This is a genomic window from Hahnella aquatica (SeqCode), assembly GCF_965194505.1.
Classification (GTDB): domain Bacteria; phylum Pseudomonadota; class Gammaproteobacteria; order Burkholderiales; family Burkholderiaceae_A; genus Hahnella; species Hahnella aquatica.
Genome location: NZ_OZ239144.1, coordinates 1,732,287 through 1,748,581 on the forward strand (window position 1 = coordinate 1,732,287; position 16,295 = coordinate 1,748,581).

A 16,295-nucleotide genomic window follows, 5' to 3' on the forward strand; every position below is an offset into this window, starting at 1 on the left:
TGAGGGTGGTTCAGACGCCAACCGGCTGTTGTGAGGATGTCGCTGCAGCCTGACGGGCATGAATTTCAGCTAGGGCCCGCTTGTACTCCGCCGGGAAGACCTTTACAAAACGGGCCCTGGCCTTGGGCCAGTCATCGAGGATGTCCCGGGCCCGGGCGCTGCCCGTCCAACGCAGGTGGTCCTCGAGAAGACGACGCAGTTGTTGCTCGTCCGTCATGCCACGGTGCCAAATAGCCAGGTCGATGGTCTTCTTCTGGTCTGCATCCGAGAGCACAGGCTCGAGCTGCACCATGGCCATGTTGCAGCGGCTGGCAAAGGTGCCGTCTTCATCGAAGACATAGGCAATGCCGCCCGACATGCCCGCCGCAAAATTGCGGCCCGTCTGGCCCAGCACCGCGACGGTACCGCCGGTCATGTATTCGCAGCCATGGTCGCCGGTGCCCTCGATCACCGCGGTGGCTCCCGAGAGCCGAACTGCAAAACGCTCTCCCGCCACGCCACGGAAGAAGGCTTCGCCGGAGGTGGCGCCATAGAGCACCGTGTTGCCCACCACGATGTTCTCGTGGGCGGCACCTCGGAACTCGATGGACGGCCTCACCACGATGCGGCCACCCGAGAGGCCCTTGCCGGTGTAGTCGTTGGCATCGCCAATGAGATAGAGGGTGATGCCCTTGGCGAGGAAGGCCCCGAAAGACTGGCCACCCACACCCTCGAGCTGGATGTGAATGGTGTCGTCTGGCAGGCCATCGGGATGCCGACGGATGAGTTCGCCCGAGAGCATGGCGCCCACGGTGCGATTCACATTTCGGGCCTGCTCGATGAAGTGCACCTTCTCGCCGCGTTCAATGGCTGCGCGTGACTTTGTGATGAGGACTTGGTCGAGGGCCTTCTCGAGGCCATGGTCTTGGCGAGACAGGTGGCGACGGCTGTTCTCATCGGCACCCTCGGGCACCGCGAACAGGCGGGCGAAGTCAAGGCCCTTGGCCTTCCAATGCTCAATGCCCTTGCGGGTGTCGAGCAGGTCCACGCGGCCCACCAAATCCTCGAAGCGGGCAATGCCCAGCTGGGCCATGATCTGCCGCACCTCCTCGGCCACGAAGAAGAAGAAGTTCACCACATGCTCGGGCTTGCCCTGGAAGCGCTTGCGAAGCACTGGGTCTTGGGTGGCCACGCCCACCGGGCAGGTGTTGAGATGGCACTTGCGCATCATGATGCAGCCCTCAACCACCAGGGGTGCCGTGGCAAAGCCCATTTCGTCAGCACCCAGCAGGGCGGCAATGACAACATCGCGGCCGGTCTTCATCTGGCCATCGGCCTGAACCCGAATGCGGTCGCGCAGCCCGTTGAGCACGAGGGTCTGCTGGGTTTCGGACAGGCCAATCTCCCAGGGAGATCCTGCATGCTTGATCGAGGACAAGGGCGAGGCGCCTGTTCCACCGTCGTGGCCTGCAATGACCAGGTGGTCTGCCTTGGCCTTGGCCACGCCCGCGGCGACCGTGCCGACCCCCACCTCCGAGACCAGCTTGACCGAGATGTCGGCCTGGGTGGCCACGTTCTTGAGGTCGTGAATGAGTTGGGCCAGGTCTTCGATCGAGTAAATATCGTGGTGGGGCGGTGGCGAGATGAGGCCCACACCTGGCACCGAATGGCGAAGGGTTCCGATGTACTCGGAGACCTTGCCACCGGGAAGCTGGCCGCCCTCACCGGGCTTGGCCCCCTGGGCCATCTTGATCTGGACCTGATCGGCCGAGACCAGGTACTCCGTGGTCACCCCGAAACGGCCGGAGGCCACCTGCTTGATTTTCGAGCGCAGGCTGTCGCCCTCCTCGAGGGGGTAGTCCGATTCAATCTGGGCTGCGCCCAGCACATCCGACAAGGTTGTGCCCGCCTTGATTCGGATGCCCTTTAATTCTTCGCGGTAGCGGCGCTTGTCCTCCCCGCCCTCGCCCGTGTTGGACTTTCCACCGATTCGGTTCATCGCCACGGCCAGCGTGGAATGGGCCTCGGTTGAGATAGAGCCCAGGGACATGGCACCCGTTGCAAAGCGCTTGACGATCTCTGCTGCGGGCTCAACCTCCTCGAGCGGAATGGCCTTGTTGGGGTCGACACGAAACTCGAAGAGCCCACGCAGGGTCATGTGGCGACGGCTCTGATCGTTGATGATCTGGGCGTACTCCTTGAAGGAGGAGAAATTGCCCGAACGCGATGCATGCTGCAGCTTGGCAATGGCATCGGGTGTCCACATGTGGGCCTCGCCCCGCACGCGCCAGGCATACTCGCCGCCCGTGTCGAGCATGGTGGCCAACAAGGGGTCGGCGCCAAAAGCCGCCTGGTGGGTTCGGATGGCCTCTTCGGCCATCTCGAAGATGCCAATGCCTTCCACCGTGGTCGGCGTGCCGGTGAAGTAGCGGTCGATCGTGACCGTGTTGATGCCAATGGCCTCGAAGATCTGGGCCCCGCAGTAGGACATGTAAGTGGAGATGCCCATCTTGGACATGACCTTGGCCAGGCCTTTGCCAATCGCCTTGATGTAGTTGGCGATGGCCTTGTCGGCGCTCAGGTCACCCGAGAGCTCGGCATGGATGTCCACGATGGTCTCCATGGCCAGATACGGGTGGACCGCCTCTGCGCCATAGCCTGCAAGCACTGCGAAGTGATGGACCTCGCGGGCCGAGCCCGTTTCGACCACCAGGCCGGCGGAGGTTCGACGGCCTTCACGCACGAGATGCTGGTGAATGGCCGACAGGGCCAAGAGCGCAGGAATGGCCACCCGTGTAGGACCGACCGCACGGTCGCTGATGAGGAGAATGTTTGCGCCTGCGGTGATGGCCTCCATGGCCTCGGCGCAGAGCGTGGCCAGGCGCGCTTCCACGCCCTCCTTGCCCCAGGCCACCGGGTAGGTGATGTCGATGACCTGGCTGCGAAACTTTCCACGGGTGTGCTGCTCGATGTCGCGAAGCCTGCGCATGGCGGCGAAGTCGAGGATGGGCTGACTCACCTCGAGCCGCAGCGGCGGGTTGACCTGGTTGATGTCGAGCAGGTTGGGCTTTGGCCCGATGAAGGAGTTGAGCGACATGACAATCGCCTCACGAATCGGGTCGATCGGCGGATTCGTGACCTGGGCAAACAACTGCTTGAAGTAGTTGTAGAGCGGCTTGTTGCGATCGGACAGCACCGCCAGGGGCGAGTCGTTGCCCATGGAGCCCACCGCCTCTTCTCCAGCCTGGGCCATGGGCGCCATCAGGAACTTGAGGTCTTCCTGGCTGTAGCCAAAGGCCTGCTGTCGGTCGATGAGCGAGACCGCATGGGCCTCGGGCGCATTGCCCACCTCAGGCGCCAGCGCATGGAGCTCCACCCGAACGTTGTCAATCCATTGCTTGTAGGGCCGTGACTTCGAGAGGCTGGCCTTGAGCTCCTCGTCGTGGATCATGCGGCCCTGGTCGAGGTCGATGAGAAACATCTTGCCGGGCTGCAGGCGCCATTTGCGAACAATCTTGCTCTCGGGCACGGGCAGCACGCCCGACTCTGAGGCCATGATCACGAGATCGTCGTCGGTGATGCAGTAGCGCGAGGGCCGCAGGCCGTTGCGGTCGAGGGTCGCACCAATCTGCCGGCCATCGGTGAACACAATGGAGGCAGGGCCATCCCAGGGCTCCATCATGGCCGCGTGGTATTCGTAAAACGCTCGGCGGCCTTCATCCATGGTGGTGTGCTGCTCCCATGGCTCTGGGATCATCATCATGACGGCGTGGGCCAGCGGATAGCCGGCAGCCACCAGCAGTTCCAGGCAGTTGTCGAAGGTGGCTGTGTCGGACTGGCCTGGAAAACTGATGGGGTAGAGCTTTTGAAGGTCGGCCCCCAGCACAGGAGACGCCATCACGCCCTCGCGGGCGCGCATCCAGTTGTAGTTCCCCTTGACCGTGTTGATCTCCCCGTTGTGGGCCACCATGCGGTAGGGGTGGGCCAGCGGCCACTCGGGGAAGGTGTTGGTGGAGAAACGTTGATGCACCAGGGCCAGGGCCGACTGACAGCGTGGGTCGGCAAGGTCTTTGTAGTAAATGCCGACCTGATCGGCCAGCAGCAAGCCTTTGTAGACAATCGTGCGGCTCGACATCGAGGGCACGTAGTACTCCTGGCCGTGCTGGAGTTGCAGCGATTGAATGGCACTGGAGGCCGTTTTGCGAATGACGTAGAGCTTGCGCTCCAGGGCGTCCTGCACCACGACATCGGCACCTCGGCCAATAAAAATCTGACGAATCAAGGGCTCTTTCGCGCGCACCCGCGGCGACATGGGCATGCCGGCATCCGTGGGCACATCGCGCCAGCCCAGCACCACCTGGCCCTCGGCTGCCACCGCCCGCTCTAGGGCCCGCTCACAGGCCAGGCGGGAGGCGTGCTCCTTCGGAAGGAAGACCATGCCAACCCCGTACTCGCCCGGTGGCGGGAGGGTGACGCCCTCTTTTTGCATCTCCTCGCGCAGATAGGCGTCGGGAATTTGAATCAGGATGCCGGCGCCATCGCCCATGAGGGCGTCCGCGCCCACCGCGCCTCGGTGGTCGAGGTTCTTGAGAATCAAGAGCCCCTGCTCAACGATGCTGTGCGACTTCTGGCCCTTGATGTGGGCCACAAAGCCCACACCACAGGCGTCGTGCTCATGGGCGGGGTTGTAGAGGCCGGCTGAAAACATGGGGTGCTCCCGAACGAAATGAATTTGAGGGGGCAATTATCCAGGGCCGGCCCATGGGGTGCAAAGGAAAAGGACCTCCAAACCCCTTCGAGGATGGATTTTAATTGGGGTCAGAACAAATAAAAGACGGCGAAAGCAACGCAGCCCATTAAATTAGGGACACATCAAAATTCGTGAGACTTGGATCCAATGGGGTCTTGCCCGCAGGGCGGCCACGCGGCCGCACGACCCAGGCCTCGCGCTCCTCGGCCGGCAGCCGCGTCCAGGCCTCTCGCCCCAGGAGCGGCCAGCCCATCGACAGGCCACGGGCCACCCCGTCGAGCACCCTGGGCGACAAAGGTTCTCGCAGCAGTCGCATAAATGCCGCCTCTCGCTCGAAAGGCGTGTTGCCCAGGGCCCAGTAACCCTGCACCGGCTTGATGTTCACGAATCGGGCGGGGGGTTGCTGGCCCGCGAGCAGCCCTGCACTCGACCATAGCCAGTCCAGGGGGTCCCCGCAGAGACCCGCCCGCACAGACTGCCAGGCCATCCAGACCAGGGCGTCGACCCCATGGGCCGACGGATCCACCCAGTAGCTTCGATACCGGCCCGCCCAGGGCGTCCCGGATCGTCGCCATCGGGCATTGAACCGCCGCACATAACGCCGGCCCACCTGCTGGACGACATCGGCCATGGCGCGGGGCCGTTGTGGCGTGACCAGCCAGTGGGCCTCACGGCCCACCACCGCCCAGCCATGCACAAAGAGACCCAGGCCCAAGGCGGCCTCAAAGAAAATCTGCTCGTAGGCCTCTCGGTCCTCCGCATCCAGGCAAAAAGAGGCGTCCCCGTGGCCCGACTGGGCCAGGTGGTAGCAGCGTCCGGCCACCACCTGACGAGGGCGCCGTGCCACTCCTGATCCTCAGGCGGCGAGCTGCTGGCTCTGGGCGATGGCCTGCGCAACCACCGGCGCGGGCACCGGCTGGAGGGCCGCATCGCCGAGACCCTTGAGCACGATGTAGCGCACCTGACCAGCCGCCGCTTTTTTGTCGTGGGCCATCCACGCCAGGTAGGCCTCGCTCGACCAATCCGGGGGCACCACGGGCAGGCCAGCGGCTGCCACCAGGCGCCGAATGCGATCTCGGTCGGCCACGGCCAATTGGCCCAACTGCTCCGACAGACAGGCCGCCATGACCATGCCACAGCCCACGGCCTCGCCATGAAGCCACTGGCCATAGCCCATGCCAGCCTCAATGGCATGGCCAAAGGTGTGGCCGAAATTTAGAATCGCGCGACGGCCAGACGACTCTCGCTCATCCTGTGCCACCACCATGGCCTTGATCTGACAAGACCGCTCGATCGCATGGGCCAGGGCTGCAGGGGCGCGGGCCCGCAGGGCGGGCATCTGCGCCTCGAGCCACTCAAAAAAGGCTCGGTCCAGGCTTGCGCCGTACTTGATGATCTCCGCCAGGCCCGCGGAGAGTTCCCGCTCGGGAAGGGTCTGCAGCACGGTCATGTCAATGAGCACGGCCTGCGGCTGGTAGAAGGCACCGATCATGTTCTTGCCCAGGGGATGATTCACCCCGGTCTTGCCGCCCACGGATGAATCCACCTGAGACAGCAAGGTGGTGGGCACCTGCACGAGGGCCACGCCACGCTGGTAACAGGCTGCGGCAAAGCCAGCCATGTCACCCACAACACCGCCGCCCAGGGCCACCACGGTGGCGCCCCGCTCCATCCGATGCTCCATCATGGCGTCGAAGACCGTGCCCAGCACCGCCATGGTCTTGTGGACCTCACCGTCCGGAAGCGTGATCAGGATGGGCTCCAAGCCCTCCTGCCGAAGCGTTGCCAAAAGGCGATCGGCATACAAAGGGCCCACGGTATCGTTGGTGACCACGGCCACCTGCCGGCCGGCCACGACCGAGCGCCACAGGCTGCCCTGGCCCAGAAGCCCCTCACCAATCCAGATGGGGTAGCTGCGATCACCCAAAGACACATTCACCGTGGCCATGAGGCCGGGCAAGGTTGTCGGGGAGCGTTGCTGGAACGTCTCTTTGTTCATGTCACGTCCTTTTCGGAGGGTGCGGCCAGGCCCTCGGCCACCAGCCGCGCTTCGATCTGGCCAAGCACCTGGGCCAAGGAGCCTTTGGTGCTCGAGACCACATGGTCTGCCAGGCCACGGTAGATCGGGTCGCGAACCGCATGCAATTCCTCAATTTTGGCGCGCGGATCGTCGGCCTGGGTGAGCAGGGGCCGGGATTGGTCAGTCTTCAAGCGCGTCCAGAGCAGCCGAGGGTCGGCCTCCAGGTAAATCACAAAGCCTTTGGAAAGGGCCTGCTGGTTTTCGGGCGCCATCGGGGCACCGCCCCCGGTGGTCACGATAAGGTCTTGTCGGGCCATGATCTCGTCGACCACTTTGGACTCCCGCCGCCGGAAACCCTCCTCGCCCTCCACCTCAAAGATAACGGCCACCGAGGTGCCGCATCGCTGCTCGATCTCTTGGTCGGTGTCCACCATGGCTCGTCCGATTCGCTGCGAGAGTCGCCGACCCACGGTCGTCTTGCCCGCACCCATCAAGCCGATGAGAACGATGTTTCGATGTGCGTCCATCTTCGGGGTCTGAGTCTATCAGGCGATACACTTGTGGCGTATGCGCCTGCTTCTTAAAGCCCTCGCCGTGGGCTTCTTCGGTCTCATCGCCCTGGCTGGGCTGGTGGGGCTCGTCTGGGCCATGGCGTCGCCTCGACTGCCCGAGGTTCTCGCCCTGTCCGACTACCGCCCGAAGCTGCCCCTGCGGGTCATGACGGCCGACGGTGTGCTCATTGGAGAATTCGGTGAGGAACGGCGAAGCGTGGTGCGCTTCAACGAGGTACCCCGCTCCCTCATCGATGCCATCTTGGCCGCCGAGGACGACCGCTTCTTCGAGCACAGCGGCATCGACATCCAGGGCATCTTCCGGTCGGCCGGCGCCAACCTCATGTCTGCCAGCAAGGCCCAGGGCGCGAGCACCATCACCATGCAGGTGGCGCGCAACTTTTATTTGTCCTCCGACAAAACGTTCTTGCGCAAGATTTATGAAGTCTTGCTCGCCCTGAAGATTGAGCAGCAGCTCACCAAATCGCAGATTCTCGAGCTCTACATCAACCAAATCTTCCTGGGCCGCCGGGCCTACGGCTTTGCATCGGCCGCCCAGATTTATTTCGGCAAGCCCATTCAGCGACTCACCATCGCCGAGGCGGCCATGCTCGCGGGCCTTCCCAAGGCGCCATCGGCCTTCAACCCCGTGGTCAATCCTCGGCGGGCCAAGGCGAGACAGGAATACATCCTCGGGCGCATGCGCAAGCTTGACATGATCAGCGACGGCCAATTCGTGAAGGCCATGAAGGAGCAGCTTCGCGTGATCGGGCGCAGCGACGACTACAGCATCAACGCGGCCTATCTGGCCGAGATGGTTCGACAGCAGCTCTACAGCGAGTTTCAGGAGGGCACCTACAGCCGAGGCCTCACGGTCTTCACCACGATTCGGGCCGATGAGCAGCGCGCCGCCCACGCAGCCCTGCGCAGCGCCCTGATAGAGTTCGACCGCCGTCAGGGCTGGCGGGGGCCCGAGGGCCGGATTGAACTCCCCGCCAACCGGGCTGAAGAGATCGAAGATGCTGTGGAAGATGCCTTGGCCGATCGCCCAGACAGCGACGGGCTCTTCACGGCCGTGGTCACCAGCACGCTGGCCCAGGAGGTTCGTGTCATGCGTGCGCGGGGCCGCGAGTTTGTCATTGGTGCCGAAGGCCTCAAGTTTGCCGCCAAGGGGCTCGAGCCCAACGCGCCTGCAAACTTAAAGATTGGTCGGGGCGCCATTGTTCGCATTGCGCTCATGGCCAGCGGTGAATGGGAACTTACCCAGGTTCCCTTGGTTGAGGGCGCCTTCGTGGCCCTGCAGAACGACACCGGGGCGGTGCGCGCCCTGGTGGGAGGCTTTGACTTCCGGCGCAGCAAGTTCAACCACGTGACCCAGGCCTACCGTCAGCCAGGCTCCACCCTGAAGCCTTTCATTTATGCGGCCGCCCTGGAACGGGGTTACTCGGGCACCACCCTCATCAATGACGCCCTCGTCACCTTCGATCCTGGCATCACCGGAGGCCAGGAGTGGAACCCCAAGAACTACGACGGCCAGTACGACGGTGCCATCACGCTTCGGCAGGCCCTGGCCAAGTCCAAGAACATGGTCTCGATCCGACTGCTTCACGCCATCGGGCCACGGGCCGGCCAGAACTACCTCAGCCGTTTCGGATTTGAATCCTCCAAGAACCCGCCCTACCTCACACTGGCCCTCGGTGCGGGCGCTGTCACCCCCATGCAAATGGCCACCGGCTATGCGGCCTTTGCCAATGGCGGCTATCGGGTGACGCCCTACTTCATCGACCGCGTCATCGATGAACATGGCAACCTGCTCTCACGCAATGAGCCTGCCAGGGCCGGAGGGGACGCGCCCCGAATCATCGATGAACGCTATGCCTTCATTGCCCACTCCCTGTTGCAGGAGGTGGTTCGGTCCGGGACGGCACGAAAGGCGCTCTCCCTGGGCCGAACCGATCTGGCGGGCAAGACAGGCACCACCAACGACGCGCAGGATGCATGGTTCGCGGGCTACCACAGCCAGTTCGCGGCCGTGGCCTGGATTGGCTATGACCAGCCGCGCTCCCTGGGCGAGCGGGAGACCGGTGGTGGGCTCGCCCTGCCGGTCTGGATCTCATTCGTATCCGAAACCAGCAAGCGCATTCCACAGCGGGCATGGCCCGTTCCTGCGGGTGTGATTCGGATCGGCAACGAGTACTACACCAGTGGCAACCTGCCGGGTGTTGGCGTGGAATCACTTGGCTTTGCGGCGGGAGATGCCCCCGGAGACGTCGCCCCTAGACCCCCCGGCGGCAACTGAATCAGGTGAAATGAAGTCCCGTGAGGGCCCGAGCATGCGAGAGCGTGACCGCCTTGAATTCGCCATGTCCTCGCGTGTCCTCCCAGTGGTCGTCGTGCCAGACAAAATGATGTGCACCCTGCCTGGAGGCCAGCCAGAGCTGTTGCGTGGGCGCCTGTGCATTCACGATGATCGACGGGCCGGACTCCAATTCCACTTCCAGAACAGGCCCGCTGCGATGGCACTCGAGGGCAAGGTCGTGTTCTGAGTTCCATCGGTCCACGGTGTCTTCCAGCCAGCGAAAGGCCGCTTCTATTTTTTGAAGATAATCGGATTCGTTCATACTCAAGCGATGGTTTCGTTCATGTGCAAGAAGACTAACCGCTGCCCTCCCCGCGCGCTGCAACCAACCCTTCGCGCCATCGGATTTTGCCTGGTGGTGGCCACCATGGGCTGTGGGCAGAAGGGCCCCTTGGTCATGCCCACCCCCCAGTATCCGGCGCCCGCCGCGCCGGGGGCTCCTTCCAGCACCACCCCGTGACCCTTGAGTCCAGCATCCTGCCGGACGCCTTCGGTCGGGATGCCGAGGGCCAGTTGCACTGCGAGGGCCTGCGCCTCTCCAGCCTGGCGCAGGCACACGGCACCCCCCTCTATGTCTACAGCGCCCGGGCCATCCGGCAGGCGTATCGCGCCTTTGCCGCCGCAGCCTCTGCCGAACAGCCCCTGTCGGTCTGTTATGCCGTCAAGGCCAACCCCACCCTCGGCATTCTCAAGCTTCTTGCGCAAGAAGGTGCAGGCTTTGACATCGTCTCCGAGGGTGAATTGTTTCGAGTGCTCAAGGCAGGCGGACAGGCCAGCCAGTGTGTATTCTCGGGTGTGGGCAAGCGCGACCAAGAACTCGCCGAAGCCCTGCGCGCGGGTGTGGGCTGCATCAATGTCGAGAGCATCGATGAGCTTCACCAACTGTCGGCCGTGGCCAGCGCAAGCGGGCAGCGTGCGCCCATCTCCATTCGAGTCAATCCCGACATCGACCCCAAGACACATCCCTACATTTCCACTGGCCTCAAGGAGAATAAGTTCGGCGTGCCCATCGGAGAGGCCCTCGACGCCTACCGGCTTGCCCATACCCTGCCGGGCCTTGAGATTCATGGAGTCGATTGCCACATTGGCTCGCAGATCACCTCACTGCCGCCCTTCCTGGAGGCCACGGAGCGGGTGCTGGCCTTCGTGGACACCTTGGCTGCTGAGGGCATTCAGGTTGCGCACATCGACCTGGGCGGCGGCCTGGGCATTCGTTACCACGATGAGTCGCCCCCATCGGCCACAGACCTGCTCGAGGCCGTCAAGGCCTCTGTGGCCGGCTGGTCCAAAGGACGTCAGCAGCCGGTGCCCAGGCTGGTCTTCGAGTTTGGCCGTGCCATTGTCGGGCAGGCCGGCGTGCTGCTCACACAGGTCTGCTTTCTCAAGCCCGGTGCGTCAAAGAACTTCGCCATCATCGATGCGGGTATGAATGACCTCATGCGGCCGGCCCTCTATGAAGCCTGGCACGAGGTCTTCCCCGTCTCAAGCCATTCAACCGCCCCAACCCTGCAGTGGGATGTGGTGGGGCCGGTCTGCGAGAGTGGCGACTGGCTGGCAAGAGACCGCGCGTTGTCGCTGGTCCGAGGCGACCTGCTCGTGCTGGCCTCGGCGGGTGCTTATGGATCCTCCATGGCCTCGAACTACAACAGCCGGCCACGGCCCGCAGAGATTCTCATCGAGGAGGACGGCGAGGTCCAGGTCATACGGGCCCGCGAGCGCCTCGACGATTTGATCCGGGGCGAACCCGTCTAAGCATCACAATGATCATCAGGGCCAGCGCCGCGAGCGCTGGCTCGAGGAAGTCGTTCTTACCCGCCTTGTGCAGCACGTAATGCACAAGGGCCAGGCCCACCACGGGCCAGACCAAACGGTGCAACATTTTCCAGTTCTTGCCAAGCCTGAGCATGCTCCATCGGTTGGAGGTCAACGCCAGGGGCAGCATGATCAATAGCGCCAGAAGACCCACCGTCACAAATGGCCGCTGGAAGGCGTCGACCACGAGTGCGGGCCAGACCAGGTCGTGCTCAAACTGGGCATAGGCCAGGAGATGAATGCCCGCATAGAAGATGGCCCAGAGGCCGAGCATGCGCCGGGCCGCCAGCACGCCCGGCCAGAGGGTGCGCTGGAGCACCGGCACGAGCAGCACCAGCCAGAGCAGCACCAGGGTCTGTCGACCAAGGCCCCGAAGAATTTCCTCTTGGGGATTGGCGCCCAGGCTGTCGAGCAGCAGGCGCACCAAAAGCTCGAGCAGTGGCCCCGCAGCCCAGCACCAAAGGCTTAGGTAGAGCGGGTTAATAGAAACGGCGGAGGTCCATCCCGGCATAGAGCGAGGCCACCTGCTCTGCATACCCGTTGAACGGCAGGGTTGGACGACGGGCGCTCAGGATGCCGTCTTCTCCAATGCGACGCTCGGTGGCCTGAGACCATCTGCGATGCGGCACAGCTGGGTTCACATTCGAGTAGAAGCCATATTCCTGGGGTGCCGCCGCGGACCAACTGGTGAGCGGCTCGCGCTCCTGGAACTGAATGCGAACGATCGACTTGCTGCTCTTGAAGCCGTACTTCCAGGGCACCACGAGCCGAACCGGCGCGCCGTTCTGTGCGGTGAGTTGGTGTCCGTACAAGCCAAAAGAGAGCAGCGTGAGCGGGTGCTGGGCCTCATCGAGCCGCAGGCCTTCGACATAAGGCCAGTCGAGCACGGGTGAGCGCAGGCCCGGCATCATCTTCGGGTCGGCCAGGGTGGTGAAGGCCACATACTTGGCCGAGCCCAGGGGCTGAACCCGCCGAATGAGTGCAGACAGGCTGTAGCCCATCCACGGGATCACCATGGACCAGCCCTCGACACAGCGCATGCGGTAGGTGCGCTCCTCCATGGGTGCCAACTTGAGCAGCTCTTCGATGCCGATGGTCTGGGGCTTGGCCACAAGGCCACCAACCTCGATGGCCCATGGGCTCGTCTGGAGCCGCTTTGGGGCATGCCGGGCGGGGTCAGACTTCCCAGTGCCGAACTCGTAGAAGTTGTTGTAACTGGTGACGTCGTCCCAGGGGGTGAGCTTCTCGAGGATGACGGGCCCCGCCGCCTTCCCGGGAAGGGGCGGCGGCTTGACCGCCGAGGCGCGCGCAGGGACGCCATGGCCGAGTCCGGCGCCGGCCAGCAGGCCCGCTGCAATGAATTGTCGGCGGGCCCAAGCCCACTGCGGCGTGATGAAAGGCTCGAGGGCCTCGCCTCGAAGGTTGCGCGTGACCTTAGAGCGCACCATACGAATGCAGACCGGACAGGAACATGTTCACGCCCAGGAATGCAAAGCCGGTGATGAGCAGGCCCACAAGAGACCAGTAGGCCGCGAATGTTCCACGCAGCCCCTTCATGAGCCGCAGGTGCAGCCAGGCCGCGTAGTTCAGCCAGACAATCAGCGCCCAGGTCTCTTTGGGGTCCCACTGCCAGTAAGTGCCCCAGGCTTCAGCGGCCCAGAGGGCCCCCAGAATCGTGGCCACGGTGAAGAAGGCAAAGCCGATGGCAATGGCCCGGTACATGACATCGTCGAGCACCTCGAGTGAGGGCAAGGCCTCCGCAATTCGACGCCGCCCGAGAATCACGCCGCCGACAAAGACAGCCGAGATGCCGAAGTAAAGCGCCCAGAAATCAGAGAAGCCTGAGCGGCTGAAGGCCAGGGGCTCCAGGCAGAGCAGCACGCCTAGAATGAAGAGCGGGGCCAAGGCCTTCCAATTGGTGGCCGCGGAATGAACCTTGATTAGGTAGGCAAAGGCCACCATGGCCGCGATGGAGAAGGTGCCGTAGCCCACAAAGTTGGCGGGCACATGAATCTTCATCCACCAGGACTGCAAGGCCGGCACCAAGGGCTGAATCTCGTGGGCCGAACGCGTCGCGGTGTACCAGAGCAAGAAGGCCACGGCGGCCACGATGATGAGCGACACAAAGGCGCCCATGCTGCGGTTGCGGTAGCGCTGCTCATAGAAGAGGTAGAAGAGGGCTGTCATGACGGCAAACAGCACAAAGACCTCGTAGAGGTTGCTCACCGGAATATGGCCCACATCTGGAGAGATGAGGTAAGACTCGTACCAGCGCACAAGCATCCCCACAAAGCCCATGACGCAGGCTGACCAGGTGAGTACCGAACCGGCCCAGAGCGCGGTGGCACCCCGGCTCAGCACGCCCAGCCAGTAAAAAGCGCAGCTCAGCAAAAAGAGGGCTGACATCCACAGGATGGCGGTCTGGGAGCTCAGGAAGTACTTGAGGACAAAGCTGGTCTCGGCCCTGGCAATGTCAGCCCCGTAGGCTGCAATGCCCAGGAGCGCCAGCACACCGCATCCCACCATGTACGGGCGCATGGCAGGCCACAGCCAGCCCAGGAACACGATACTGGGCACACAAGACCAGAGGATCACCTTCTCATAGATGTCCATGAAGTTGCCGTACTGCTGAGTGGCATAGGCCGCACCGGCGAGCAGAAGCACGGCAAAGGCGGCGTCGAGCCAATTGAGCCGCCCTCCACCCACAGGGGTGAGTTCAGCCGCGGAGAGGTCTTGCATCACCGATGTGTTCATGGCGTTTTTCCTTTGGACGGTTCCCCTAAGACAGACTCAAGGGCCTTGAATTCTCGTTCGAAATCGAGGGATTGGCGAGGGGACGAGGCCGCCACCCGCAGGCCCTGGCCCTCACCCTCAGGACGCATCCAGACCCAGACACGCCGCTCCTGCACGTAGAGCATGGCGAAGATGCCCAGCACCAGCAAGAGGCAGCCGAAGTAGACCGTGGACTGGCCTGGTGACCGGGTGACCTGAAAGACCGAGGCCTTGACCTCTTGAAAGTCCGCCATGGTGACCAACAAGGGGGACTCTAAGAGCTTGGCATCGCTGTATGCTGTGAGCGCTCGCTGTGCGTAGGTCTGATAGTCCTCCATTGTCGGCAGCCGGGCCAGACCATCACGCTGCCGAGCCGCCTGCCAAAGTTCCCAAAAGGCACCGCTCAGCATGCGCACCACCACATCGGCCGCTTGTTCCCGCTCGGCCACGGGCACCGTCTGCTCCATGATGGCCGCCAGGTTGGTCAGGCCACCCTCGGCCAGTGCGTCCAGGGCCCGAATGGCGCTCTGGGTGAGCGCATCCTGAAGGTTTCCTGGGGCGGCGCCCCGGGCGAAGGCCCGGGCTGCAGCCAGCCGGGCCGCTGGGTCGTCCATGGCGGCCCGAATTCGCAGGAACTCCTGCAGAGAGTCGTCCTGGTCGGCCGGGATGCGCAGGTAACGGAATGACTCGTCGGGAGACTCCCGCATGCCGGTGAGAAAGACCCGGCTGCCATCGAGCTCAAAGGGCAGCATGTAGCTGTGATATTCCCGGGCCTGCCCGGCAGCATCGCGCAGTTTGTAATTGAAGCTCGGGCCCACATTCTGAAGGCTCGCATTCTTCTCGCTGTTGACCGCTGGCGAGAGGACCGAGGCCACGTGCTCCTGGAAGGCATCGGTGCGGCCCGGTCCGTCGGCCAGACTCTCGACGTTGATGGGTTTGAAGCCATTGATCTCCAGGCCCATCGTCTCGTCGCCACCCCTCAGGGGAATGGACTGGCCCACACGCAGGTCGATGTCCAGGGGCTTTCGAGATGGGCCCTTGAGCGGATGGGCCAGCAGCTTGAGGGCCGATCCCCCGTCATCAAAGCTCGACTGGTAAATGGCAATGCCGTCGTGGATGAGGGGCTTGTTGACCTCGATGGTCGTGGTCTTGGTCTCGCCCGTGTTCTTGTCTCGCAGGATGACGTCACTGGCAAAGAGCTTGGGCATGCCGGTGGAGTAGTACTCCACCCGGAAGGCCTTGAGCTCAAGCTCAAAGGGGAGGTCGAGCAGAAAGGCCCCCTTGGGCTGGTTGATCACCGCCAGGTCTGAACGCTCACCCTCAGGGATGAGCAGGTTGGCCCGGTAGGTCGGGGTCGACTGAGGCAGCTTGGACGAGGCAGGAACGGTCTCGTTGGTGACCGAGGCGAGTTCGACCGGGGTCTTGTCCCACCACCAGGCCATCACGCGCGTGGGCACCTCACTGTCGAGCAGCCCGCCCAAGGAAATGACCACAATCGACAGGTGGGCCGCAATGTAGCCGAGCCGACCTGCACCACCCTTCTTGGCCACCAGCACGGGCATGCCCGCGACGGACTCGGACGGCTGCCGCACTTGGTAGCCCCGCTGCTTGAGCCAGTCCGAGACGCGCGACACCTGGGCATCGGCCTGCGCCTTGGGCTGGGCTGGTAAGGCGAAGCGTTGACGGAAGGCCGCAAAGGCAGACTCGCGAACCTGCATGCGCCAGGCCCGAGCCTCTTTGATCATCTTGGGGGTGTTGCGGGTCACGCACAGGCTGGTGGAGACCAGCATCAGCACCATCACCAACAAGAACCACGGCGCGTTGTAGACCCGGAAGAGGTCGAGCTTGGAAAAGACCTCCGCCCAGAAGGCGCCAAACTGGTTGACGTAATTGATGGGCGGGGAATTCTGGGTCACGATCGTGCCGATCGCGCTCGCGATGCACACGATGGTGAGCGCCGAAATGGCAAATCGCATGGAGCTCATGAGCTCCACCAGGCCTCGAAACCAGGCGGCCCCTGATTGGAGTTGAAGGCCCTGGGTCCGAGAGGCC

At 63.4% G+C, this 16,295-nt stretch carries 12 protein-coding genes; 3 read left to right on the top strand and 9 right to left on the bottom strand.

The features are described 5' to 3' along the window. Positions 1-10 precede the first annotated feature (10 nt). The 4 genes from AC8GDA_RS08915 to AC8GDA_RS08930 all read right to left on the bottom strand — a co-directional run bounded on the left by AC8GDA_RS08915 (position 11) and on the right by AC8GDA_RS08930 (position 7,276). Positions 11-4,687 carry a glutamate synthase-related protein gene (locus AC8GDA_RS08915; protein ID WP_506556176.1) on the bottom strand — a complete coding sequence of 1,559 codons (4,677 nt, stop codon included), beginning with the start codon at positions 4,685-4,687 and terminating at the stop codon, positions 11-13. A gap of 148 nt (positions 4,688-4,835) precedes the next feature. After that, positions 4,836-5,576 carry a transposase gene (locus AC8GDA_RS08920; RefSeq protein WP_506556177.1) on the bottom strand — a complete coding sequence of 247 codons (741 nt, stop codon included), beginning with the start codon at positions 5,574-5,576 and terminating at the stop codon, positions 4,836-4,838. Between the two features lie 9 nt (positions 5,577-5,585). Then, on the bottom strand, positions 5,586-6,677 hold the full coding sequence (gene aroB / locus AC8GDA_RS08925) for a 3-dehydroquinate synthase (protein WP_506557232.1): 1,092 nt from the start codon (positions 6,675-6,677) through the stop codon (positions 5,586-5,588). Positions 6,678-6,724: 47 nt separating this feature from the next. Beyond that, positions 6,725-7,276 (bottom strand): shikimate kinase, encoded by a 552-nt coding sequence (locus AC8GDA_RS08930; protein ID WP_506556178.1) that lies wholly within the window; start codon positions 7,274-7,276, stop codon positions 6,725-6,727. A 40-nt stretch (positions 7,277-7,316) separates the two neighbouring features. Here AC8GDA_RS08930 and AC8GDA_RS08935 point away from each other — a divergent pair, with 40 nt between their 5' ends. Further along, positions 7,317-9,599, top strand: coding sequence for a penicillin-binding protein 1A (locus AC8GDA_RS08935; protein WP_506556179.1), 2,283 nt, complete (start codon positions 7,317-7,319; stop codon positions 9,597-9,599). A 1-nt stretch (position 9,600) separates the two neighbouring features. Here the strand turns inward: AC8GDA_RS08935 and cyaY are convergent, their stop codons facing one another. Beyond that, positions 9,601-9,921, bottom strand: a complete 321-nt coding sequence (gene cyaY, locus AC8GDA_RS08940; protein WP_506556180.1) for an iron donor protein CyaY — start codon at positions 9,919-9,921, stop codon at positions 9,601-9,603. Positions 9,922-9,930: 9 nt separating this feature from the next. On the opposite strand from cyaY, the gene lptM reads away from it, so the two are divergent. Both lptM and lysA read left to right on the top strand, forming a co-directional pair. Beyond that, positions 9,931-10,119, top strand: a complete 189-nt coding sequence (lptM, locus tag AC8GDA_RS08945) for an LPS translocon maturation chaperone LptM (protein WP_506556181.1) — start codon at positions 9,931-9,933, stop codon at positions 10,117-10,119. Further along, entirely contained in the window at positions 10,116-11,411 is a 1,296-nt protein-coding gene (gene lysA / locus AC8GDA_RS08950; protein ID WP_506556182.1) for a diaminopimelate decarboxylase, read from the top strand. Before lptM ends, lysA begins: the two co-directional genes overlap by 4 nt. On the opposite strand, the gene msrQ is transcribed toward lysA, so the two are convergent. From msrQ to AC8GDA_RS08970, 4 genes are read right to left on the bottom strand one after another with little or no spacing between them, the layout of a single operon-like run. Then, the gene (msrQ, locus tag AC8GDA_RS08955) at positions 11,359-11,982 is read right to left on the bottom strand and encodes a protein-methionine-sulfoxide reductase heme-binding subunit MsrQ (protein WP_506556183.1); all 624 of its coding nucleotides are present in this window, start codon (positions 11,980-11,982) and stop codon (positions 11,359-11,361) included. The two genes, lysA and msrQ, sit on opposite strands and share 53 nt — an antisense overlap. Beyond that, entirely contained in the window at positions 11,951-12,919 is a 969-nt protein-coding gene (msrP, locus tag AC8GDA_RS08960; protein WP_506556184.1) for a protein-methionine-sulfoxide reductase catalytic subunit MsrP, read from the bottom strand. Before msrP ends, msrQ begins: the two co-directional genes overlap by 32 nt. Continuing rightward, complete coding sequence (gene ccsB, locus AC8GDA_RS08965) at positions 12,906-14,225, bottom strand: c-type cytochrome biogenesis protein CcsB (RefSeq protein ID WP_506556185.1); 1,320 nt, start codon at positions 14,223-14,225, stop codon at positions 12,906-12,908. Before ccsB ends, msrP begins: the two co-directional genes overlap by 14 nt. Next, entirely contained in the window at positions 14,222-16,228 is a 2,007-nt protein-coding gene (locus tag AC8GDA_RS08970; RefSeq protein WP_506556186.1) for a cytochrome c biogenesis protein ResB, read from the bottom strand. The genes ccsB and AC8GDA_RS08970 overlap by 4 nt, the downstream gene beginning before the upstream one ends. Between the last annotated feature and the right edge of the window lie 67 nt (positions 16,229-16,295).

Coding starts and splice junctions, on each gene's coding strand:
- aroB (WP_506557232.1), bottom strand. CDS start 6,677: ATGGCCACGGTGAATGTGTCTTTGGGTGATCGCAGCTACCCCATCTGG.
- msrP (WP_506556184.1), bottom strand. CDS start 12,919: ATGGTGCGCTCTAAGGTCACGCGCAACCTTCGAGGCGAGGCCCTCGAG.
- AC8GDA_RS08935 (WP_506556179.1), top strand. CDS start 7,317: ATGCGCCTGCTTCTTAAAGCCCTCGCCGTGGGCTTCTTCGGTCTCATC.
- AC8GDA_RS08930 (WP_506556178.1), bottom strand. CDS start 7,276: ATGGACGCACATCGAAACATCGTTCTCATCGGCTTGATGGGTGCGGGC.
- AC8GDA_RS08915 (WP_506556176.1), bottom strand. CDS start 4,687: ATGTTTTCAGCCGGCCTCTACAACCCCGCCCATGAGCACGACGCCTGT.
- AC8GDA_RS08970 (WP_506556186.1), bottom strand. CDS start 16,228: ATGAGCTCCATGCGATTTGCCATTTCGGCGCTCACCATCGTGTGCATC.
- ccsB (WP_506556185.1), bottom strand. CDS start 14,225: ATGAACACATCGGTGATGCAAGACCTCTCCGCGGCTGAACTCACCCCT.
- cyaY (WP_506556180.1), bottom strand. CDS start 9,921: ATGAACGAATCCGATTATCTTCAAAAAATAGAAGCGGCCTTTCGCTGG.
- msrQ (WP_506556183.1), bottom strand. CDS start 11,982: ATGCCGGGATGGACCTCCGCCGTTTCTATTAACCCGCTCTACCTAAGC.
- lptM (WP_506556181.1), top strand. CDS start 9,931: ATGGTTTCGTTCATGTGCAAGAAGACTAACCGCTGCCCTCCCCGCGCG.